Raw genomic sequence first — 23,205 nt, 5'->3', positions numbered from 1 at the left:
TATCATAATCCCACACCGCACTATCAAATGAAGGAAGTTATCGAGCGCGTATATAGATATGCGTTTGTTTACACTATACACACACTCCGCTATTTAAGGCGGGCATACCCATGAACTCTCGTTAGTGATACCCCGAAAATTAGTTTAAATCCAATCCAAACTTCTATGCAAAGAAGACTACTACTGTCGCTGGTAATCAGCGGCTGGACTTCCTTTGCCGTTTGCGCCCAGAAACCGGCTCCCGCGGAGCCGCAGCACATGGGCAAGACGGCCATCGACGTCCCTAACACACTCTCCAAATCTGCCGGTGCATACCGTGCGGGCTTTCTGGAAAACAAAGGGCAGCTCGTCGATCAAAGCGGGAAACCCAATGGCGGAGTGAAGTACCTGCTGCAAAATGGTCCGCTTCATGTGCAACTGCGGCAGAATGGTTTCAGCTATGATACCTACCTGCGAAAGAGCGGCAACTCGCGCAAGTTCCACCGGGTCGATATCGAGCTGGTAGGCGCCAACCAGGCAGCGACGCTGAAAGCCGATATGCCGGGCAATGCGGTCAGCAACGTGATCAACGAGCGCGGTGAGTTCCGGAATATTCATCATTTTCAACGCGTTACTTACCCCGACATTTACCCGGGCATCGACCTCGAATTCGTCGCCGATCCGAAATCGGATAAGCAAGTCGAATACAATTTTATCGTCCATCCAGGTGCCGATCCGGGGCGCATTCAAATGCGGTACCGGGGCAGCAGAAAAGTAGCGCTCAGCCAGGGGCGCATTGTAATGGAAACCGTCCACGGTCGTTTACAGGAGCGTATTCCGGCCAGCTGGGTAGGGGAAAAGCGGAAGCCTGTGGGTGTTTCTTACAAAGCATTGGGCGATAATCTGTTCGCCTTTCATGTGCCGGTTTACGACAAAAGCCAGACGTTGGTGATCGATCCTTCGCCGAACCTGGAATGGGCGACCTACTACGGTGGCGATGGTAATGATGAAATCACGGCCGTTGATACAGACGAAAGCGGTAACATTTATGCCGTAGGACACACGAACAGCGCGAACAACATTGCATCCGGCGGTGCTTATCAGGGTGTTGCAGCGGGTGGAAATGATTTTCTCATCGTCAAGTTCAACAGCGCCGGGGTACGTCAGTGGGCCACCTACTACGGTGGTGCCAATGCAGAACAGGCTTATGCGATTGCCGTCCGCAACGGTCAGGTTTATTTAGGCGGTGAAACAAACAGCGAAGGTCTGGCAACAGCCGGAGCGCATCAGACAACCACAGGCATATCGGCCGCCGACAGTGAAATTCCCTTCCTGGCTCGTTTTGATGCGAATACCGGGGCAAGGTTGTGGGCTAGCTATTACGGCGGAACGGGCGACGCTTCCCATTCCGGGTGGTTTGAAGCGCTGAAAGTCGATGCGCAGGGCAACTTGTTTGCCTATGGGGGCAGTACACGTTCATTAGGCAGTATCTCTTGCCGGACAGGAGACATTGCCACGCCGGGTGCTTTCCGCACTGATGGCGGATGTAACACTTCCTATTTGGTGAAATTCAATGCGGCAGGTGTGAGGCAATGGGGAACTTATGTGGCAGGATCTTCTACCGCTGCCACCAGTTTGTATTCCGAAGCAGGTTTAGCCATCGATCTCGGCGCTGACGGGAATGTGTATGTGGCCGGGACGGGTACCAATGCGACCTTTGATGCCGGCTTCGCAGCGGGTGTGGGTGAAGGTACGGTTTCGCAAAAAGGTTATATCGGAAAATTCGATGGCGCCACCGGGGCTAGGACCTGGGGCAGATTCTTCAATGCCTCAATTACAGGATTGAAAGTAGATGAAAGCAATGGCAGAATCCATTTGGTAGGAAGCTCAAACGTCGCCTCGGGCGTGGCATCACCCGGCGCGCACCGTACCACGTTGGCGGCCTCGCGGGACGGAATCTGGGTAAGTTTCGATTTGGCAGGACATTACCTGAGCGGCACTTATCTTGGAGCGATCGCCACGGGAACGAATCATGCAAGGGCGCTGGACTGCGCATTGGATGGCAAGGGGAATTTACTGATCATGGGTATTTCCAATGCCAATGGCGGCGGACTTTCTACCGATTGCGCGTACCAGGTCACACCCAGCGCTGCCGGCGACTTATTCCTGAACAAGTTCAGCATCGCAAGCGGGCAACGGTTGTGGGGGACGTATTTCGGCGGTGCCGGAGCAGAGGGCGGATATTCCACAAGCGGCCTGCAAGGCATGTCGCCCAATTCGTTTAACATGGCGATTGCCGGCGACGGAGGCATTTTGTTGGGCTTCACATCTTCGAGTACCACGCTGGGAACTGTGGGTAGTCACCAGGCAGCATTGGCTGGGGGCGGCGATGGTATGATCGTCAAATTCAATCAGAATGCACTGCCTGCCGGGCTGGCGGTCTCCCCGAGCAACCTCGCGCCGATGACTCAGACAGCCTGTATCCTCGGTATTCCGGGTGTGATCACCGGGAATGCGGTGAGCATTACCGCGCCTACGGGTTACCGCAGCCAGCTGTATTTCCAATGGCAGAAAGCCCAATCGGCTGCCGGACCCTGGGAAGATATTCCGGGTGAAACTTTTCGCGATTTGCAGCCGGAGGCATCGCAGACCACCTTGTATTACCGCCGTTTGGTGAAAATCTATGGCCAGGACTGTGCGCTGACGCAGGTTGATGCATCTCCTGTTGCCGAAGTGGTGATCGGCGCAAATGCGGCTCCGGTAGCTAATGCGGATGGGCCTCAATGGTATGTTTGCGGTGCAGGCGCCAACACGGTAACCCTGGATGACTCGGCATCGGGCGGCTCGGGCTCTTTTACTTACCAATGGTTTGAAGGGAGTACCACCAACGGTACGCCGCTGGCTAACACCGCCTCGTGGACGACTCCGGCCGTGACGCAGGCGACCACGTACACATTACAGGTAAGTGATGCGGCCGGGTGTGTCGATATCGATCAGGTAACGATTGTGCCCGCCGTGGCAGCCGCAGGCCCTGCGAAGTCTGTCTGTGAAGGATCAGGCGGCGTGCAGATCGGCACTTCGCCCATCGTAAGCCCGATGGTATCCTATGAATGGGAGCGGGTTTCAGGCGATCCCATCACCACGCTAAGCTGCACAAGCTGTGCCCAGCCAATAGCCAATCCTACTGTAACTACCGTGTACCGGCTGCGGGTAACAGTGCAGCGTAAGGGAGGTGCAACCTGTTCGTCTACTTCCAATGTCACCGTGACGCCGGTTACAGCGCCGAACGGGATAGTTGCATTTGCAGGAGACGATAAAACCATTTGTAAAAATACACCGGTAACGCTCGGCGGTACTGCCGACAATACGTTTACCTACACCTGGACTACCGGCCAGTACCTGGACAATTCGCAGGTTGCCAACCCTGTTTTCAATGCAGGAACCGCGGGTGTGACGGGAGGAGCAGCAAACTATACCGTTACCGCGGTGAAAAGCGGCTGCACATTCACCGATCAGGTGAAAGTAGCCGTGCTCAATAGCCGCATTTCCGATCAGACAGAAACCGTTTGCGGGCCGGTTTGGAGTAAGCATATGGATGAAGACAATGCGCCGGGTACCGCCTATGCATGGAGCGTGGTTTCGGGAGACGGCGTGGTGCTGCAAACTGCTGAGGGTGGCAAAAATGCCTATCTCAAAAGCAATACCGGCGTTACGACCTTCCGCCGTACGGTAAGTCTGAATGGCGTTGAATGCAGCGCGGAGGTGTCGGTACAGCCTTGCTCGGGTGGTCCGGGTTCGTGTAATTTCGAGATTGTGACGCTTTCCGACCAGGGATGTCCGAAAGTATTCGCGGGATCGGTATTGAAACTGGGAACCTCTCTGGGCAATGCCTCCGACTACAACTTCTCATGGAGCCCGGCCAATCTCGTGGATAATGCACGTGCGGCAACAGTAAACATCACATCCACTGCGCAGGCTACCATTACCGTAACCATTACCAACAAGTACGATGCATCTTTTAGCTGTGTAAAATCAATGGTGATCAATCCTCCGGGCTGGGCGTTGCCGGTGTTTTCGGTAGAGGATAAATATGCTTGTGCAGGTGCTCCGGTACGCATCGGCAGCGCGCCGGTAGCAGGGTTTACCTACGAATGGGCGCCCGTTGCAGGCCTGGATAATGCAGTCATTGCCAATCCGTACGCAACGGTCAGCTCGAACACGGAATTCCGGGTGTTGGTCACTGAAACTGCTTCCGGCTGTGTAACCCGCGACACGGTTACTGTGAATGTGGCAACGCCAGTTGCAGCAGCCGGAACCGACCGCGCGATCTGTAACGGGGGAACCGTCACGTTGGGTGCTCCCGCACCTGCCGGTACCAACTGGCAATATGCATGGGAACCTACCAACGCAGCCTGGGCAAATGGAACAAGCGCGACCGACGCGCAGCCGCAGGTACTATTCGCATCTGCCTCACCACAAACCTTTAAACTAACCGTAACCGACCCATTGTCGGGCTGCACGGCTGTGGACGAGGTAGTGCTGAGCAATTCGGTCACTGCGGTAGAGTACGCGGGTACAGGTGCAACCACTTGTGCAGGCGAGCCTGTTACGCTCGGACGCGGGGGAGAAGTGTCGGCGCAATACGAATGGTTTATGGCCGACGGCGTTACACCTGCAACCGGTCTGAGCAGCAACACCATAGCCAATCCGACAGTCCTCAAACCGACCGTAACCACTACCTACGTCGTAAAAGTGAGCTATCCGGGCTGTGTGAGTCCGATCACCGACGAAGTGACGCTTACCGTGAACGAGGTTTCGGGGCTGGAACTGGCCGACAAGACGATCTGTCCTGCGGGGCCGATTGAAATCGGTTATGGAGCCGCTGGCAACCCGGCTGCACCGGCTGGCGCAAGCTATGCATGGTCGCCTGCGGCCGGACTGAGCGATGCAACCGCCGCCAACCCGACCGCTACCGTGGCCGGCAAGATGGATTACATTGTGACGGTAACACTGGCAAGCGGTTGTGTTTTCAAAGACACCGTAACCGTTACACAAACCGCCAATGCAGGCGTGGACGTGGCCGTATGTCCCGGCGAATCGGTGATGATCGGATCAGCAGCCATCAGCGGAGCTACCTACCTCTGGACAGGCGCGGGCATTATAGGCGCAGCCGATGTGGCACAGCCAATCGTGAAACCGGCCGCTACGACCACCTACACCGTGGAGGTGACCGTTGACGGCTGTACGACCACCGACCAGGTTATCGTGACTGTTAATACCCCTGCCAATTTCAATATCGCAGGCAGTACGGCCATTTGCGAAGGCGGCATTACCACGCTTTCTGTGGCTAATCCAGCGGCCGGCAGCGCCTGGCAATGGACGCCGGCTATTGGTGTGGCCAGTCCCAACAGCTCCACCACGGCGATCACCGGATCGGCAACCCGGACTTATCGTTTAACCCAAACCATAACTGCAACCAGTTGCAGCAACTACAAGGAGGTAATTGTGGCAGTGAGCCCCAATACGATTGCGGCAACAGCCGGAGACCTGGCACTTTGTGAGGGCGCGTCGGGCACATTGCCGCTGAATGTGACGTCTTCGGGCAGCTATTCCTATGCGTGGAGCCCTTCGACGGGTCTTTCCAATGCATTTGCCGCCAATCCGACATTTACTGCCAATGCTTCCGGCAGCTACACCGTTACGGTGACCGACAATGCCAATCAATGTCAGCTGGTGAAAACCGTAAATGTGACTATCAATGCGCCAGAAGCATGCGTGGCACCAGCAGGGGTGTCTGGAAACGTATTTCATGACGGTAACGGGCTGAAAGACGTAACAGTGAACGCCAGTAATGTGCAGGCGTTGCCTGCGGGACTTTATGTTACGCTGGTGAACGCTGGTGGTAGTGCCGTCAAAACCGTGGCGGTTGGTGTGGATGGTACCTATGATTTCGGCGCTACGCCTGCCGGTACTTACAGCATTGTGCTGCATCAGAATGCTGGCGGCAATACAGTGGCCGGGCTTCCTTCGGGCTGGATCAACACCGGCGAAAACCTGGGAGCTGGCGTGGGAAGCGACGATGCCGTCAATGGAATCCTTACGAACGTAGTCGTGGCCGGGCAGCCGGTAACCAATGCCAATTTCGGTATACAGCAGCCTCCGCTGGCCGATTCCAAGGAATACCAGATCGACAGGCCAGCGGCCGACGCGACCATTTCCCTGGACGGTACGCATTCCTCAACCGGAGCAGGCACTTCGTCGCCCGCAGGGTTCACCGGAAACGATCAGGAGGATGGTACTCTGAATGGATCGGGTAAGAACCGCACAGTGGTGATCACCGCATTGCCGGGTACGGCCGAGCTCTACTACAATGGTTCGCTCGTTACGCAAGGGCAGGTTATCAGGTCCTACGATCCGGCGCTGATGGCCATTAAGCTGACGGGATTGGGCTATACGAATGTTACGTTCGAGTATGCTTTCCTCGATGAAGCTGGCGAACAATCGCCTTCTGTCCCTTACACCGTGCGCTGGGAAGGAGCGCTTCCTGTACAGCTGGTGTCGTTCCTGGCAGTGGCAGGTGAAAATGTTGTGGAATTGAGCTGGGCTACTACGGAGGAAATCAACAGTGATCGATTTGAGGTGCAGCGCAGTGTCGATGGCAAAACGTGGGGAATGCTGGGGAGCGTAAATGCGGAAGGTGAGAGCAAGGTGCGGAAAACGTACACTTTCACCGATCGGCAGCCTGACGCCGGCGCCAATGCCAATCTGTACCGGTTGAAAATGATCGATCGCGACGAAAGCTTTGCATTCAGCAGCATCCGGAGCGTGCGCTTTGATGCTAAGCTGGAAAGCAGCATTTACCCGAACCCGGCAGCAACGGTGCTTAATCTGAAAGTTGCCAGCTGGAAACAGGTTAAAACGGTTCGCATCGATAACCTCTCGGGTTACAAAGTTTACAGCTCGGGGCCAATCGCATCCGGAAGCATCGATGTTTCCGGACTGGAAGCAGGTGTTTACATTCTTCACATAACGCACACGGACGGATCTGTTCACACACACAAGTTCGTCCACATTCGATAGACGATGCACGGTTGCCCGCTCTCAACGGGCAACCGTTATTCTACTGCACCAATTTTAAGCCTTAACCCACTGTTTTGACGTATGAAAGTGCTCGTTATTGACGGCCATCCACTCATGAGATCGGCCATTAAACGGGAAGTAAAAGACCATAAGCCGCAGGCGAGGGTTATGCTCATCGCGCAGCTCGACGCGGCGCTGGAAGCCATGGAGAACCAGTATTTTGACCTCGTTATCATTGAAATAGGTATTCCCGGCGGAAGTATGCACACGATCCGCGAAATGCGGGCGATCGCCCGCGGGGCTAAGATACTCGTCTATTCATCGATGAGCGAGAGCACCTATGCACTTCCGGCGGTTTCTTCGGGCGCGCATGGCTTTCTGTCCAAAGATGTTTCCGGTGACGAGCTGCGAATTGCGATAGATATGGTACTCGATTCGAGGACGTATTTTAGTAAAGCGATACAGGAAAGTCTGCTTTCACAGGTGATTGCGAATGTAGACGCTTCGGATCACAATCCCCTGCAATCGCTCACGTCAAGGGAGCGGCTGGTCGTGCATTTGTTGCTGGAAGGAAATAAAATAAGAGCGATCGCGGAAATGCTGAATTTGAAAGAAAGCACGGTCAGCACATTCAAAGCGAACGTTTTCAAAAAGCTGCAAGTGAGTAACCTGGTGGCTTTATCGGAGAAAATGGAAATGCTGAGGTAGCCTCCCGGGAGGAAGGCTACCTGAACGATGGCGCATCACTGGGCCGTAGCAGCAACATCATCGATGATTTTCGATAGTTCGATGGCGCTTGTGACGCCGCATTTTTGGAAGATTTTCTTTTTAAAAGTACTCACGGTACTTAGTTTCAGCTGCAACTGGGTAGCGATCTCTTTGGTCCACATACCTTTTATGAGTAATCTGCTGATTTCCAGCTCCCTGTCGGTGAGCCCGATCCATTTCCTGCGCTTGATTTTGTTGTAATTCTGAGGCAACTGCGTCACAAGCTGCTCGCGGACGGCCTCGCTGAGGTACTTTTTTTCGTTGACCACCGCCGCCACTGCTTCCCCATACATTTCAGGATCCGACCGTTTGGATAAATAACCATCCGCGCCGGCCTGCACATATTTAAGGGCGTATTTCTCTTCTGGTAATCCGCTGAAAACCAAAATCTTTGTTTCTGCCCTGGCCTTTTTGATCATATCGATCATTTTGACATCCTGGCCGCCGGGAACATGGATGTCCAGCACCACGAGGTCGACCGGCTTGTCCTGGACGATCCGGATACCCTCATTAAAATCTTCGGATTCCAAGATCGTCACGTTTTGAAATAGTTCGCGTATCACCAGGCGCATGCCCATTCTAACAACTGCGTGATCTTCAATCAGTAATACGTTCATTAATTGTGGCAAATTTGATTCATACAAGAGCAGGTAAGACTTATTGTGCCAAAACTAGGCACGGGTATGCGCGGGTACAATGGAGATGTTGACTTTTAGTTGTCAACATAGTACTACACTTCTCGATGGAATTTCGTGGAGTTTTTGTTAATTCGGGATATCATTGACAACCCGCTTTACCATTGCAATCTCCCTCAGCCCGAATCTTACTTGTTGAAGACCACGATATTGTCCGAATCGCTACCAGTATGCTCATTCAGGAGATGATCAGCGATGCCGTCGTGGATACAGCTTCCAATTTCAGAGAGGCTGCGCACGCGGTCTCTTCGACGCACTATCAACTGGTTATCCTCGACCTGAATATCCCCGGTACCGATCATTTGCTGACGATCGAGAAATTGCGGGCGCTGCAATCCGGCGTTCCGGTGCTTGTGTTCTCCGGGCAAAAGGAGGAGCTCTACGGCCTGCATTGTATCCGCGCAGGTGCGGCCGGATTTGTCTCCAAGGAATCAAAGGCAACCGAGTTACAGGAGGCCATTCGTGTTGTACTCAATGGTCAGAAATACCTCAGCGCCGTCGTTCGGGCTCAGCTGATCGGCTCCATGCTGCAACAGGGCGTGTCTGATCCCGCAGAGCTTTTGTCGCCCAAGGAACTGGTGGTCATGGAGATGCTGCTGGAAGGCAAATGGACAAAGGATATCGCCGGTCAGTTGAACCTGAAAAGCACGACTGTCAGCACTTTCAAGGCCCGGATTTTCAAAAAGCTGGGCGTCAACAATCTGCTCGATCTCGCCAGGCGCGTCGAGATGTATCACTTGTCCAACGGTGATGCTATTTTAAATGCTGAGAAATAGCTTCGACTTACCCATGTTGATAATGAGGTAAAAATATCTCCATTAATGCTCTATTTCTGACGAGGAAAATGCATAGAAGTGTTTCTATGCTTTGTAAAAAATATGATTTATAACTCATTGTAAATAAGCCGATTGTTTGAATTGAGCGTTCGCTTCACTTTGTCCGTCCATCGAATCGGATACATTTTTCCCGCTACTTTGTAGATATAGTTTGCATCGCAGGTATGCAGCAAACGGGCCGCTATCCAACGGGATTGCGTGCTGATTTAAGCCCCATTCATTTTACGAGAAGATCATCCATATCCATTTAGAAGCCAGGCCAGAAAGCCCTGTTTTCGAGCGGTCGTGGTGTATCCTTTTGATCCAGCATTAACCACCCTTTCAATACCCTATTGTTTTCAATGATTTATTAATTAAAACCAATTAAACAATGAAAGTAAAACAACTACTAACACGCACTACCGGTGCACTCGGAGTTACCGCCGGTTTGCTTTTTGTCGGTTCGCCTTTGATGGCGCAGGTGAAGATCGGGGATAACCCGAACACAATTAATCCAAGTTCTATTCTCGAACTGGAAAGTGCAACCAAAGGACTTTTGCTTCCGCGCGTGGCGCTGACGTCCACCAGCGTCGCAGCTCCGGTAACCAACGCTGTGGCAGGTATGCACGTGTACAATACGAATGAAAATGATGAGGTGCAACCAGGGGAATACTTTTACGACGGCTCGACTTGGGTAAGGCTAAATTCAAACGATACGTATAATTACATTGAGGGTAATGGTGCGCCAACCGGTTCTTGCCCAGCTAAAACAATCTACACCGATAGCGATGAAGATAGCGGAACTTTCGGTCAGCAGTGGACTTGCATCAATGGGGCCTGGGTGGTTTACAAATCTCCAACCAAGACCGCATTTTTTGCTGGGTTTACGCAGAATGATGCCGGGGGCGCGAAGAGGGGAGTCATTTCCAGATACGGGCATATCGTATCCATGCGGGAGACGCCCGCGGGGCAGGGTAAATCGACCATCGCGCCGGGGGGGATCATTCAGCTTCTCAGGGGCCCTGGTATAGATGCTGGCTACGGTGCGGCGATTGATTTGTCGGATGCTCCGGGTAACCCACTCAAGTACCGAATCGCCATTCGACCAACCGTGCAAGGCGGCAACGGAGGATTGGTATTCCACACTGCAGCTAGTGCTGCTGCGGGTCCGGTAGCTAGAATGATGCTGACTCCCAGCGGTAAACTGGGTATTGGAGTTAATTTCGTTGCCGCTGATAATATAGTTCATGTCAACGGCTCGCTTCAGGGGTCTGAAGCAGACGTTGATGCAGCTGGGCTGGCACAGGGGACATCTGCTTTAAGCGGATACCGGTTTTATCAGGAAGGTGTGAGAGTGGTAAATGGCGTAAATACGCAGATTAATAGGGCTCAAATCATAGTTCAATCCGGCGATACTCCGAATCTGGTTTTGACAAAAAGAGTAATGCCCGCAGCAAGTGAACCGTTTGTCGTTTTCCGCGTGAATGGTACGGAAGAGGGTAGGATATTCCGTGATGCCAATGGCGACGTTCGCTTTCCGGCTGCGACTTCTGACCGTCGTTTGAAAGAAAACATCAAAAGCACGCATTATTCGATCGATGACCTGATGAAAATAGGTGTCGTGGAGTATAACTACATCACCAACCCTAAGAAGGAGACTACCATCGGTTTTATTGCTCAGGATTTGTATAAAGTGTTTCCTGAGGCAGTTACTGTGGGTGGAGATGATGCAAAAGCCAATCCATGGAGAGTGGATGCGACTAAAATCACTCCACTTCTCGTAAAAGCCGTGCAAGACCAGCAAAAGGAAATCGCTGCGTTGAAAGCGCAGTTGAGCGAAATGAATGCGCTCAAAGCTGAGGTTGCCAGCATCAAAGCGATGCTCGGTAATGCTGCTCAGGAAAAGTCCGAGGCTACCATTTCAAAATGAGTGAACTATGCACAAAATCATCCATAAAAAGCTCATTGGCCTGAGCGCGGGCTTGTGCCTGTCGCTCTCGCTGATGACCGATCCCGCGGCTGCGCAATCGAGCAGTCAGGGGAACACGGTCATCTCCGAAGGCACGCAGATGACGGTGTTCGGTGCGCATACGTTCCTCACGGGCGGCGCGGGCATCCAACCGGGCATCATTAAAGCCAACCGCGCCCTTTCGCCGGGTATCCTGGGGTTCGGAACCAGTGGTTCCTACTCGGGCCAGAACGATGCTAACCACGTAGATGGCTATGTGTCCAAGGACGGTAACAGCGCATTCGTTTTTCCGGTCGGTGATGGCGCGAAGCTGCGTACAATCGGAATTTCGGCGCCTCCGACGTCAGGGGTCTACAAGGCTGCATACTGGTCGGAAAGTGCCGGTACGGCAACCTTGCCCGCTGGTGCACCGTTTCCACTCACGAGCATGAAGTCCGACGTGACCGGCGTAAGTGCCGTGGAATATTGGGACCTGGACGGTGCTGGTGCAGTTGATGTTACCCTCACCTGGGATGCGGCCAGCAATCTGACCGCACTGACCAGCTCCAACATCGCGAATCTTATCGTAGTGGGCTACAACGCAGACAGTTTGCGCTGGGAAAGCCTGGGTAAAGCGGGTGGTACTATCGGCACGCTGGCCGGTAGCGGCAGCGTTACGGCCACTAATGTGACGCTCGGCAACTATTCGGCATTCACGTTTGGAGCAAACATCGCACTGCCGGTAACCCTGGTAGCATTTGATGCCAGGAAGGAAGGTTCGACGGCCTCGCTCACCTGGTCGACTACGGCCGAAACCAACAGTGACCGCTTCGAGATCGAGCGCAGCCGGAACGGCAAGATTTGGAGCAAGATCGGTACCGTGGCATCTACCGGTGAAAGCAAGGTGCTGGTGAAATACAGTTTCGCTGATGCGGCCCCATTGCCCGGTGAAAACCTGTACCGCCTGAAAATGGTGGACAAGGATGAAACATTCGCTTACAGCTCCATCAGAAGCCTGACTTTCGACAACATTTCCGATCAGCTCGCCTATCCGAACCCGGCGCGCGACGTCGTGTACATTCAGCACGCGGATCACGTGAAAAGTGTTTCCGTGATCGATTTGAATGGAAAAACCGTGAAGGAGACCAGCATTACAGCTGGTGGAACGTTCCGGGTCGACGGGCTTGCCGCCGGTATGTACCTGGTGAAAGTCGTTACCAAAGATGGGGGAGTGAGATCACAGAAAATCATCGTTGCAAGATAATTGCTTCATGTGTTAAACCTCTTTATGCAAATAGCCCCGGGGAATTTCTCCGGGGCTATTTTTTTATAATGTTGAAGAAGCGTTATGTCAGAAATGCCAGATAAGGTCGTCGAAATTGACTTTTTCCGGATGCAGCGCTTTCACCAGCGCGCTCCCTATGCCCGCGATGCCCTCACCGAATGCCAGGTTTTTTTGCATGTTCCACGAGTTTTCGAGGGTTTTGTAGCCAGCAAATCCATCGGGATGGATATCGAACCGCAGAATTTGCCTGTACCAGAAGCCAGCCGCGTTTTCGAGCGTTTGGTCGTACGTAAGCCGTGCCACGCGATCGAAGAGCAATGCGAGGCCGGCGGCACCATGTTGAATGCCGGCATCCCTGGTAGCGGTCAGGTGCTCCTGGCGGCATTTTGCATGTTTTCTCAGTATTTCCAATCCTTCCCGTGTCCAGGACGGATTGCCGAATGCCGCGCCGGCGCGCAGTAGGGCATAGCCGGTTTCAGCGCTTGCGTCAGCTTCCTGGTTCTCTATGTAAATGATCGCTTCGTTGACGATCCCTTCCAGGAAATCGGCCGGGCAAAGGCCCATATCGATCGCCCGGGCGAGAAAAAGGAGCACTGCCGTGGTTTCGGTAGGGTAGAAAACGGCCGCTTTCGCATGGTGCCCGTTCATTCCCGACTTCCAGTAGCAACCCTCGCCCGTGGGTATCGCGTAGCGCACGATGCCCTGAACGAGCTCGTCGATAATCGGCAGCGCTAACGCCCTGTTGTAATAGCTTCTTTGAAGAAAATAAATGCCATACCCGAGTGCTCCGCTGCCAAAGCCGCCCAGATTCCCGATGTATAGTTCGGAACGCATTTTTTTGAGCAGTACGGCATCGATGTCGCTCAGGAAAACATTGGGGTCGAGATCCAGCACGCTCACCTGGCAGAGGTATTGCGCCACTGCGCCCAGACTGGCGAAATCTTGCGGATAGGCTTTGAGGGGATCGCTGTCGACGAGGTCGCAAGCATGATCGAAAGTATCCCGGGCAACATCCAGGTATTGCTTTTTACCCGAATGCACCGCATATAGATAAGTGAAGACAGAAACGCCGAGGTACCCCCGGGTAAAACCGAAACTGCTCAGTTGTTTTTTGTGTGTACTTACAACTTCGTAGATCTCATCGATTTTGGCAGCAGCAATCATAGCCGAAAGCCCCGTTATTCCTGTTGATGTCGTCATGGTACCCGTTGGTTTTTATATACAAATGTGAATACAACCGGGAGTGCGCACAGAACTTTTTAGACCAACCTTGTATCTAATTCGACGAACTGCGAAACCGTGGGCAGGAAGGGTTGTCGGGTGTACCGCCAGCTTTGTCGATGAAAGGTTATTGTTCGCATAAATAGTTTGGTTTCAGTTAGTTCTGGTGATTAGTTTCATCCAGAGATTGTAAACCTTCCTATTATATGTCAATTGTATCCCAAGGATTCTTCATGCTGAGACGTCCCCGGTTGCCATTGGACGTCCTTTACGCATTCAACGAGCGCGCCGGCAACCGGCCGGAACTGTTTGAGCGGGAACTGATCCGTTTTTTCTCACAATCATCCATGTTGGAGGCACTTTACGTGGCCTCGCCGGAGCTTTATAATTCGTTCACCGGGCTGATCGAAGGCAGAGTCAAAACGGGTGTAGACAAGTTGCTGAAAACTTTATACAAATACCTTGTGAGGATGACAACCCGCAGCACGCCGTACGGCCTCTTTGCCGGGTGCGCAGTGGGCGAGCTAGGCCAGAAAACCTGCATCGCATTCGACGGGGCCGAACCATTCCGGAAACACGTGCGGCTGGATATGAACTACATGGCCGAACTGGCGGACGGACTTTTACAAAAAAACGCCATTCGCAGCGAAGTGAAGTTTTTTCCGAACACCAGCCTCTACCAAATCGGCGATGCCTACCGCTACGTGGAAAGCGCATTGAACAATAAAAAAAGGCTGTACGTACTCGCGTCAGTGGACCGGAATGTCTATCTCGACAAGGTCATTTCCACTGCCCGCAACGGCGCTACCATCCGCGAGCTGGCGGATTGCATTATTTCTGAGGATGTAAATAGGGAGGACGCGGAACAGTTCGTCGACGCGATCGTGGGGGCGCAAATCCTGGTCTCCGAGCTGGCGGCGACGGTTACAGGGGAAGAGTTCTTTTTCACCATTGTCGACAAACTCAAAGGGATACCAGGGGCGACGGAGGATTTGGAACAATTGAACAAAATTGCCCACCTGCTCCAATCGGAAGAACAGGGCGTGGACAAGTACCGGGAAGTGGAATCGGTGTTGGCGGAGCATTTTGTGACGACCGGCAGCAAGGATCTGGTGCAGACGGACCTATTTCTGGAAACACAATCCTGTACGATCAATGAGAAGGCGGTAGCTTTGCTGACTAAGGAATATCAAAACCTGGCCTGCCTGGGCTACCGGAATCCGCTGCCGGAGCTAGATCAGTTTAAAAAGCGGTTCCTGGCAAGGTATGAGCAACGCGAAATGCCGCTGCTGGAAGTGCTGGACTGCGAGACCGGGATCGGTTACGGCGATGCCATGGCTGGCAGAGCGGATAATCTGCCTTTGCTGGACGAAATGCAGTGGCCGGAAGGTCCTAAAACTGCGGAAGCCGACGTTTCAGCAGTAGCGGAACTGCGGGACGCGCTCTATCAGCAATCCCTTGCGGAAAAGCGCGCGTGTATTTGTCTTACAGACGGTATTTTGAATGAATTCCGGAAGACAATAAGTGACAAGGCACAGTCGCCCGACAGTTTTTACCTGTTCGGAAACATCATTGCGGGCTCTCAGGACGAAGTCGATAGCGGAAATTTTAAGTTCGCATTCAAAGCAATGGGAGGGCCTTCGGGCCTGAAACTGATCGGACGGTTTTGTCATGGGAACAGCCGGCTGGCCGAATGGGCAAAAAAAGCTGTCGCCGAGGAGGAAGCACTTGGCGGTGAAGGCGTGTATGCGGAAGTAGCGCACTTGCCCGAGGCGCGCGTGGGGAATGTGCTCATGCGCCCGCATTTGCGCGAATTTGAAATACCCTATCTTTCGGGCTCCTCGATGCCGCGTGAAAACCAGATTCTGCCCGAAGACCTGATGGTGTCGGTCTCCGTTGCAGGAGAAGTGATATTGCGGTCGAAAAGGTTGAATAAACGCGTTTTTCCGAGGCTTACGAATGCTCATAACTTCTCCGAGGGGTTGCCGGTTTACCGGTTTCTTTGCGAGCTCACCTACCAGCACGACTACCGCTATCTCGGCTGGGAATGGGGGCATCTTGCTTCCAATACGTTCCTGCCGCGTGTCGAATATAAGCATTGGATTTTAAGCCGCGCGACATGGAATATCGATGGGAAAATGGTGAAGAATCTTGTGGGAAAGGACCTGCTGACAGTCCGGGAGTGGCGCATTCTCAGGAATGCCTTTCACATTCCCCGCTTTGTTCAACTCCGGCAAGGAGACAGCGAGCTGCTGATCGACGGAGATTCGGACTTTGCGGTGGAAATAGTGAGTGACGCCATCAGGAAGTTTGACAAGGTCACTTTGACGGAATTTCCCGAGTACGAACAAAATGGCTTCCTGGGCAAGCCGGGAGAAACCTATTTGAATGAGATCCTGCTGCCGCTTTTGCATAAAAAAGAGCCTTTTTTACGGAAGCAGCTTTGGGAAGAACAGTCGGTAACCGGGCCTGCTGTGAGGCGTGATTTTATGACGGGTAGTGAATGGCTGTATGTAAAAATATACGCCGGTACGCGCACGGCCGATCGTTTGCTGACGTCGGTCATTAAACCGTTTGCCGACCGGCTTATGGCCGAAAGCGCCATCGAAAAATGGTTTTTTATCCGTTACGGCGACCCCGATAACCATATCCGGCTGCGGTTCTTCCATGGCCATGATAAATCGTTCTGGCAGACTGTACTGGCTGAACTACATATATTAATGGAGCCGTACCTGGGTAACGGCACCGTCCACAAAATACAGCTCGATACTTACAAGCGCGAGCTGGAACGCTACGGCCACCATGCATTTGAAGAAATCGAATCCATTTTTTTTGCCGATAGCGTCGCAACAGCCGATCTTCTGAATATGCTCTCCGGTGACGAAGGCGAGCATTTCCGGTGGCTGACGGGGCTGAGGGGAGTGGATATGCTCCTGAGCGACCTGGGTTTTACATTGGAAGATAAAAAAGGATTTGCCGGGCTGTTACAGGAACGCTTCTTTCGGGAATTTCGGGGAGATACCCATCTGAATGTGCAGCTGAATAACAAGTACCGCCAGCATGCCGAAGAAATCAGGAGCTTTCTCGATTCGGGGCATGACGCCCGGAATGGCATCGACGGGATCGTCGGGGTGCTCGAAAGGCGGTCTGTACGCATTAGGGCCTCGCTGGCGATCATCCTGCCGCGCAGCGAAGTTTCACTGAACAACCTCGCCAGTAGCCTGGTTCATATGTTCCTGAACCGGCTTTTTGTTTCTCAACAGCGTGAACATGAGTTAGTTGTATATCATTATTTGAAAAAATATTACGAGTCTAAGTTGGCAAGAAGGGAAAAAGTGGCACATTTGACATTTGTTTGTGCTTAGCGGAATTTGCTTTGCACGGGCAGTAAGTTCATAAGTTACTACCCGGACGCGGTTTAAGTATGACAGGGAAAATTAGTTGCCTCATTGTGGATGATGAGGAACCGGCTCATGAAGTCCTTAAATTTCTGATTTCAAAACTTAGTTGGTTGACCTACGCAGGAAGTTGCTATAATGCATTGGAGGCGCTGGAGATGATCCCGGAGGTCAAGCCGGATATTATTTTTCTGGATGTGAACATGCCTGAGCTATCGGGCCTTGATCTGCTGAATATCGTTCATGCTCCGGATGCGCACGTGATCATGACGACAGCCTATCCTGAGTATGCAGTAGACGGTTTTACATTCGACGTTACCGCTTTTTTATTGAAACCCGTTGGTTTCGACCGATTTTTGAAAGCCGTCACCAAGGTGAGAAGGCTCATCGGCGACAGCCATTTGTCACACGAAAGGGCTCGGGCGATCTCCGAGGCGGGTCCTCATGACGGGGCCGATCGCCAGCAGGCGCCAGCGCCCGTTCTTCCCGAACAGCGGCCTGATACCGCTCAGGAAGAATACATGTGGATCCGGGCCGATCGCAAAATGTATTGTGTCTGGTTCAAGGACATCTACTTTGTCGAGGGATTGAAAGATTACGTGAAAGTATATTATTCCGACGGCGTGCTGGTAACGTTAGCTTCCATGGCTGCCATGACGACCCGCCTGCCTTCTCCCACGTTCGTCAGGACACACAGATCCTACATTGTCAACCGTAACATGATCAAGATGATTGAAGGAAACATGGTTACCATGCTCAACGGCATGAAAGTGTCGATTGCCGTGTCGCCCACGCGGGACGAAGTGCTCCGTCAACTGACCGAAAGATAAGCCCGCTGAATGAATAACGATATTACAAAGAGGGGATCATTGATAGAGAGGCTGCTGTTTCCCCGGACGCAGGGATTAAGGATTTCGTATCATATTCTTTTCTGGGTCTTGTTTATTTTGCTGCATTATTCGTATGCATTGCCGACGATATTAAAGAAGAATGCGGATCCAACCGTATCGATCGCGAGCTTTGGCTATTTCATGAAGGTAATTCCGGAATACTATCTGTGCGTTGGATTCTTTTATTTGCTTCGTGATTACTTAAAAGGCTTCTTCCTTTTTCTTACTCTCTTCATTTTCGCTTTGGCGATTAATCACGTGTTTTCGTTTGCGTTGTATTCGGCCGTAGATCATTTTTTTGGATTGGAAAACATGACAGAAAGGTATAGGATGTATGCCAGTATGTATCTTGTACCCTTCAACTTCCGAGACCCTGCTGCATGGTTGGTATTTGGTAATGACATTTCCGACGTGCAATTCTTTATATTGCCTGCCTCTTTGAAAACGGCTAAGTATGCTGCTAATGAGCGTTTTATGAGGCAAAAGATTCAGGATGACGCCCGTACTATGGAGTTGAAAGCATTGAAGTCTCAGATTAACCCTCACTTTGTTTTCAATGTACTAAATGCCGCTTACGCCAAGGTCTTACCCGTTTCGGAAGACGCCGCGGAGTACTTGCAGAAAGTTTCTGAGATTCTGAGATTATCGTTGTACAAGATGGACGATGAGTTTACCAGGCTGGAAACAGAACTCGAATATATGAGCCTGTATGTCGAATTGGAATCGATACGCAGTAGCCATCGCTGTCAGATTAATGTGGAGCAACACGGGCAAATTAAAGAGACGCACCGTGTTCCCACTGTTTCCCTGATTACCCTGGTTGAAAATGCGTTCAAGCATGGTGTTCATTCCACCCGTCACGATTCATTCGTTGATATTCAAGTTACTGTGCAAGGCGACACCTTAACTTTTGATATTACCAATAGCAAGCCATCGCAGCCGCTGAGGAGTAAGTCGGGAAGTGGCGGCATCGGGCTGGTTAACCTGGAAAGACGGTTGGCGATTTATTTTCCAGGACGGTACAAATTTGGAAAGTTTGAAACTGAGACCGAGTTTAAGGTTTCTGTACAAATACCAGTACAATAGCCTTGTACGACAGGATTCGCACTTTGGTCGAACGTCCACTTACGTTGGTATAAAAAGTTTAAAAGGAATGTTTTTACTGTCTTATTTCGGGATAGTGATAACCTTTAAACGATAACCTACCCGATGAAAACGCAAGCATCATCTCAGTCAAAGCTCCAATTGGTCAGAATCACAGTGGCACGGCTCAAAGGCGTCTCAAAAGCCGGTGGTAATAAGGACTTTATACAGTTAGATACCACGCACAGTACAATGTCATGTAGAACAATCCTGATGTAAAAAGTGACAGTGTAGTTTTGGTATGTAAATTTGTGGAACGCGTCGGGGAGATCCCCGGCACGTTCCACATAACAAGATCTCACGGTCGATTGCCCATGGCACAACATACCGATTTTCCCTTGCATGAACTACCACCGGCGCGTTTTATGGCGTCGGATAGCGGCCTTGCATTGGGGGATCATGCGCCGAGCCACCGTATCAGTTTTTTTGCCATTGTCTGGTTTTCCGAGAGCGGCGGTACCCATCATATCGACTTCGAATCATTTCCGGTAAAGGCCAATGAAGTTTTTTTGCTGGCGCCTAATCAGGTTCATTCCATTCCTGCGGCCACGCTCCCGCGTGCGCGTACGATCGTGTTTGCACATGATGTTTTCGACCGCATCGACGAGCCGCATTTACGCCAGCTATTTCTGCCTTTTGAAAACGAGGCATTCGTCATTCCTCCCGAAATGCTGATGCCTTTGACGCAGCTTTTCGACCTCATACTACTCGAATGTGCCGGCGCAGCGGATTTAACGTTACTTCTGAAATATACGACGGCCTACCTTACCCATCTCTACCGTTTTGGCAAGCGTAGCCACAGGGTAGCTGGTGCCGAGGATCACCGACTGGTAAAGCTGTTTCAATTGATGCAAATGCATTACCGACAGGAAAAGTCGGCCGCATTTTATGCCCGGGAAATTGGTCTTACACCGAAGAGGGTGAACGAGCTCCTTCGCGAAAAAATGAAAACGACGGTGAGCAAGCTGCTCTACCGCCTCATGCTCATTGAAGCGAAACGGGAGCTGTACCACCGGCAGCATTCGGTGAAGGAAATAGCCTATGGGTTAGGGTTTAGCGATCAATCCTATTTTGCACGTTTTTTCAAAAAGCAGACCGGACTCACCCCGGAAGAGTTCCGCGCCGGCGCCCGCTAGCTGGTGAGGCCGATGTTCAGATTGTCCTAATCTTCGGACAGATCGTGCGGGCCGATCGGCTCCGCTTTCCCGATATTTGTCATATCAATTTTGCGCAAGCAAAATACGGGCCGACAACCCGTTATTGACTAGCATGAAGTGGCTTTGCGGCCTTCTGTTTCGAATAGTGTTTTCGTGTGTTTTGGCAAAAGTGGCTGCTTTTCATAGCAGCCACTTTTTTGTTTTTACGCCCGCGAATGCAACAAAGCCGCGGCAGCTGTTGTTGACCGATGAAACAGCTGGCTGGCATAAGTCAGCCCGAGAAGTAACTATTCAAAATGAAACAAATCCTCGACAATCCGGCCTGGCATGCATTGCGTACACACAACCGAGTGCTCGGAAACGTGCAGGGAGGTTCGGCCTATTTCCAACCGGCAGTTTCGCCTTTTGTAGCGGTGGAAGGTCCGGCGCTGCAAGGCTTACCTGCATTGTATGAAGCCATTCCCTTCGATAGCAACGTGATATTTGTGAGCAACGAAAACGTGGAAATACCGCAGCCGTGGCAACTTTTGGCAGCCGTACCCGGCTACCAGATGCTCTACCGCGGCCCGGAGAATCCGGGATCTGGCGGCCCGGCGACCGTTCCGCTCACATTGGAGTATGTTCCGGAAATGGTGGCATTGACCAGTCTTACTGCTCCCGGTCCATTTTCAGAGGAAACTATCCGGTTTGGACACTACGAAGGAATTTTCGACGACGGCAAGCTTGTAGCCATGGCCGGGCAACGGATGCATCCGGAAGGCTACGCGGAAATCAGTGCTGTTTGCACGCATCCCGATCATCTGGGCAAGGGATATGCGAGGCATTTACTCCTCCGGCAGGTAAGCCGCATTCAACAGGCCGGCGAACAGCCTTTCCTGCACGTGAAGGCGGATAATACCCGTGCGATAGGCGTGTACGAATCGCTGGGTTTCGAGATTCGCACCGAAATATACTTTTACGTATTGCAGCGATGAGCTTTTTAACAAAGCAACTCTGAGCTTTTCAACAAAGTCACGCCCTTCGACGCAAGCTACTTTTGCATTGTACTTAAAACACAAAGACAATGACAAAAGTATGGTTTATTACAGGCAGCTCCCGCGGATTGGGACGCAACCTTGCAGAAGCAGTTTTGAAAAGCGGAGATAAATTGGTTGCCACAGCACGGAACACCGCGCAACTCGATGAACTGGTGGCACAATATGGCGATCAGATTTATCCGGTTTCATTGGACGTGACGGATTACGAGCAGGTTTACCGCGTGGTGGCCGATGCCGTTTCGCATTTCGGACGCATTGACGTGCTGGTGAACAATGCCGGTTTCGGGATCATCGGCGCCGCCGAGGCCTATACCGATGAGCAGGTTCGCAGCCAGTTAGAAACAAATCTCTACGCGCCGATCGAAATCACCCGCGCCGTGTTGCCTTACATGCGCCAGCAAAGAAGCGGCCGTATTTTGCAGATCAGCTCGGTGGGAGGCCGTGTCGGCAATGCGGGACTCACGATGTACCAGGCGGCCAAATTCGGGCTGGGCGGGTTCACCGAAGCGCTCGCCAAAGAAGTGGCTCCACTGGGCATTCATGTAACGAGTGTGGAGCCGGGTGGTTTCCGTACTGACTGGGCAGGCGCTTCCATGACTTATGCCCGTGAAATCGAAGGTTATGAGATGGTCAATCAGCGCACCGACTATTTCAAATCCGGTAAATTTGTGCCCGTGGGCGACCCGGAAAGAGCTGCCGATGTAATGGTAGCTTTGGCTGTGCATCCCGCCCCGCCTGTTCACCTGGTACTGGGTAGCGAGGCGATCGGCATATTGAAAAGCGCCGACCAGGCCCGGAAGGCAGAGATGGAAGCGTGGGAAGAGGTAAGCATTTCAACCGACCACCACGAATCGGAGGATTTTCTGGAAACCTCCATGGGCAAATGGTACACCGGCATCAAAAAGAACGCCTAATCGCTAACTTTGTTCATGGCCGATCTTAAATCCAACACACATAAATCTCCCATCGCGTATTCCTGCTATTTCACCCGGAACCGCGAGGGAGAGCAGTTTGCACCCGAGCACGTGTTCAGTTATCAGATTTCGGGGACACTTACGATCAACAACGGGGAACAGGAATATGTTTTCAAACCAGGCGATTACCGGTTTACCCGGCGCAACCAATTACTGAAATTTATCAAACAACCACCCTCGGACGGCGTTTTTAAATCCGTTTCGGTTTACCTCGACCAGGAAACGCTGAGAAGTTTCGCCATGGAACACGGGTACCAGGCCGATCATGCACACAGCCTGGAAGCGGGGTCGGTGATTGCATTGAAAGGCGGAGGGCTCGTGAAAGGATTTATGGATTCGCTGATGCCCTACTGCGAGGACGACCAGCTGATCGATGTGGATTTACAGGCCTTGAAATTGCGGGAAGCAATTATGATCCTTTTGCGCTCGTCGCCCGCGATGAAAGATATTTTGTTCGATTTCAGTGAGCCGGGTAAGATCGATCTGGAAGCATTCATGAACAAAAACTTCCATTTCAATGTGCAAATGAACCGGTTTGCTTATCTGACGGGCCGTAGCCTGGCGACATTCAAGCGCGATTTTGAACATATATTTCACACATCACCGAGCCGCTGGCTGCAACAGCGCAGATTGCAGGAGGCGCATTACCTGATCAAGGAAAAGGGGCGCGCGGCCTCAGAGGTGTACCTCGAAATCGGTTTCGAAGACCTTTCCCATTTCTCGTTTGCATTCAAAAAGATGTTCGGCGTGCCGCCTTCGAGGTTGGCCAGTTGAAAACTACCAGTATAGCCGTGTTGCAAATTTCCTGACGTTTC

General features: G+C 52.1%; 14 protein-coding genes. 12 read left to right on the top strand and 2 right to left on the bottom strand.

Annotated elements, in window-relative coordinates:
* Positions 1-165 precede the first annotated feature (165 nt).
* Together CLV60_RS30325 and CLV60_RS30320 are read left to right on the top strand one after the other, a co-directional pair.
* On the top strand, positions 166-7,059 hold the full coding sequence (locus tag CLV60_RS30325) for a DUF7948 domain-containing protein (protein ID WP_106599162.1): 6,894 nt from the start codon (positions 166-168) through the stop codon (positions 7,057-7,059).
* Between the two features lie 81 nt (positions 7,060-7,140).
* Positions 7,141-7,767 carry a response regulator gene (locus CLV60_RS30320; RefSeq protein ID WP_106599161.1) on the top strand — a complete coding sequence of 209 codons (627 nt, stop codon included), beginning with the start codon at positions 7,141-7,143 and terminating at the stop codon, positions 7,765-7,767.
* A 35-nt stretch (positions 7,768-7,802) separates the two neighbouring features.
* On the opposite strand, the gene CLV60_RS30315 is transcribed toward CLV60_RS30320, so the two are convergent.
* Complete coding sequence (locus CLV60_RS30315) at positions 7,803-8,444, bottom strand: response regulator transcription factor (RefSeq protein WP_106599160.1); 642 nt, start codon at positions 8,442-8,444, stop codon at positions 7,803-7,805.
* Between the two features lie 182 nt (positions 8,445-8,626).
* Between CLV60_RS30315 and CLV60_RS30310 the strand changes: the two genes are divergently transcribed.
* The 3 genes from CLV60_RS30310 (at position 8,627) to CLV60_RS30300 (ending at position 12,549) form a co-directional block, all read left to right on the top strand.
* Positions 8,627-9,298, top strand: a complete 672-nt coding sequence (locus tag CLV60_RS30310; protein ID WP_170118907.1) for a response regulator — start codon at positions 8,627-8,629, stop codon at positions 9,296-9,298.
* A 430-nt stretch (positions 9,299-9,728) separates the two neighbouring features.
* Positions 9,729-11,267 carry a tail fiber domain-containing protein gene (locus CLV60_RS30305; protein ID WP_106599158.1) on the top strand — a complete coding sequence of 513 codons (1,539 nt, stop codon included), beginning with the start codon at positions 9,729-9,731 and terminating at the stop codon, positions 11,265-11,267.
* Positions 11,268-11,274: 7 nt separating this feature from the next.
* Positions 11,275-12,549: a T9SS type A sorting domain-containing protein gene (locus tag CLV60_RS30300; protein WP_106599157.1), complete on the top strand. Its 1,275-nt coding sequence runs from the start codon at positions 11,275-11,277 to the stop codon at positions 12,547-12,549.
* Positions 12,550-12,636: 87 nt separating this feature from the next.
* Here CLV60_RS30300 and CLV60_RS30295 read toward each other — a convergent pair whose 3' ends face one another.
* Complete coding sequence (locus tag CLV60_RS30295; protein ID WP_106599156.1) at positions 12,637-13,770, bottom strand: glycoside hydrolase family protein; 1,134 nt, start codon at positions 13,768-13,770, stop codon at positions 12,637-12,639.
* 227 nt (positions 13,771-13,997) lie between these two features.
* Between CLV60_RS30295 and CLV60_RS30290 the strand changes: the two genes are divergently transcribed.
* The 7 genes from CLV60_RS30290 to CLV60_RS30260 all read left to right on the top strand — a co-directional run bounded on the left by CLV60_RS30290 (position 13,998) and on the right by CLV60_RS30260 (position 23,164).
* Positions 13,998-17,156 carry a lantibiotic dehydratase gene (locus CLV60_RS30290; RefSeq protein WP_106599155.1) on the top strand — a complete coding sequence of 1,053 codons (3,159 nt, stop codon included), beginning with the start codon at positions 13,998-14,000 and terminating at the stop codon, positions 17,154-17,156.
* 59 nt (positions 17,157-17,215) lie between these two features.
* Complete coding sequence (locus CLV60_RS30285; RefSeq protein WP_106599154.1) at positions 17,216-18,019, top strand: LytR/AlgR family response regulator transcription factor; 804 nt, start codon at positions 17,216-17,218, stop codon at positions 18,017-18,019.
* Positions 18,020-18,028: 9 nt separating this feature from the next.
* A complete protein-coding gene (locus CLV60_RS30280; RefSeq protein WP_106599153.1) occupies positions 18,029-19,165 on the top strand; it encodes a sensor histidine kinase in 1,137 nt (378 codons plus the stop codon).
* A 371-nt stretch (positions 19,166-19,536) separates the two neighbouring features.
* On the top strand, positions 19,537-20,358 hold the full coding sequence (locus CLV60_RS30275) for a helix-turn-helix domain-containing protein (RefSeq protein ID WP_229211199.1): 822 nt from the start codon (positions 19,537-19,539) through the stop codon (positions 20,356-20,358).
* A 317-nt stretch (positions 20,359-20,675) separates the two neighbouring features.
* Positions 20,676-21,353, top strand: coding sequence for a GNAT family N-acetyltransferase (locus CLV60_RS30270; RefSeq protein WP_106599151.1), 678 nt, complete (start codon positions 20,676-20,678; stop codon positions 21,351-21,353).
* Positions 21,354-21,442: 89 nt separating this feature from the next.
* Complete coding sequence (locus CLV60_RS30265; protein WP_106599150.1) at positions 21,443-22,330, top strand: oxidoreductase; 888 nt, start codon at positions 21,443-21,445, stop codon at positions 22,328-22,330.
* A 15-nt stretch (positions 22,331-22,345) separates the two neighbouring features.
* Positions 22,346-23,164 carry a helix-turn-helix domain-containing protein gene (locus CLV60_RS30260; protein ID WP_106599149.1) on the top strand — a complete coding sequence of 273 codons (819 nt, stop codon included), beginning with the start codon at positions 22,346-22,348 and terminating at the stop codon, positions 23,162-23,164.
* The last annotated feature ends 41 nt before the right edge of the window (positions 23,165-23,205 follow it).

The organism is Dyadobacter jiangsuensis, from assembly GCF_003014695.1.
GTDB lineage: Bacteria > Bacteroidota > Bacteroidia > Cytophagales > Spirosomataceae > Dyadobacter > Dyadobacter jiangsuensis.
Note: the sequence above shows the minus strand (reverse complement) of the source record. Positions and strands in the feature narration are given on the sequence as shown.

Coding starts and splice junctions, on each gene's coding strand:
- CLV60_RS30280 (WP_106599153.1), top strand. CDS start 18,029: ATGAATAACGATATTACAAAGAGGGGATCATTGATAGAGAGGCTGCTG.
- CLV60_RS30320 (WP_106599161.1), top strand. CDS start 7,141: ATGAAAGTGCTCGTTATTGACGGCCATCCACTCATGAGATCGGCCATT.
- CLV60_RS30275 (WP_229211199.1), top strand. CDS start 19,537: ATGGCACAACATACCGATTTTCCCTTGCATGAACTACCACCGGCGCGT.
- CLV60_RS30325 (WP_106599162.1), top strand. CDS start 166: ATGCAAAGAAGACTACTACTGTCGCTGGTAATCAGCGGCTGGACTTCC.
- CLV60_RS30270 (WP_106599151.1), top strand. CDS start 20,676: ATGAAACAAATCCTCGACAATCCGGCCTGGCATGCATTGCGTACACAC.
- CLV60_RS30260 (WP_106599149.1), top strand. CDS start 22,346: ATGGCCGATCTTAAATCCAACACACATAAATCTCCCATCGCGTATTCC.
- CLV60_RS30265 (WP_106599150.1), top strand. CDS start 21,443: ATGACAAAAGTATGGTTTATTACAGGCAGCTCCCGCGGATTGGGACGC.
- CLV60_RS30295 (WP_106599156.1), bottom strand. CDS start 13,770: ATGACGACATCAACAGGAATAACGGGGCTTTCGGCTATGATTGCTGCT.
- CLV60_RS30290 (WP_106599155.1), top strand. CDS start 13,998: ATGTCAATTGTATCCCAAGGATTCTTCATGCTGAGACGTCCCCGGTTG.
- CLV60_RS30300 (WP_106599157.1), top strand. CDS start 11,275: ATGCACAAAATCATCCATAAAAAGCTCATTGGCCTGAGCGCGGGCTTG.
- CLV60_RS30305 (WP_106599158.1), top strand. CDS start 9,729: ATGAAAGTAAAACAACTACTAACACGCACTACCGGTGCACTCGGAGTT.
- CLV60_RS30285 (WP_106599154.1), top strand. CDS start 17,216: ATGACAGGGAAAATTAGTTGCCTCATTGTGGATGATGAGGAACCGGCT.
- CLV60_RS30315 (WP_106599160.1), bottom strand. CDS start 8,444: ATGAACGTATTACTGATTGAAGATCACGCAGTTGTTAGAATGGGCATG.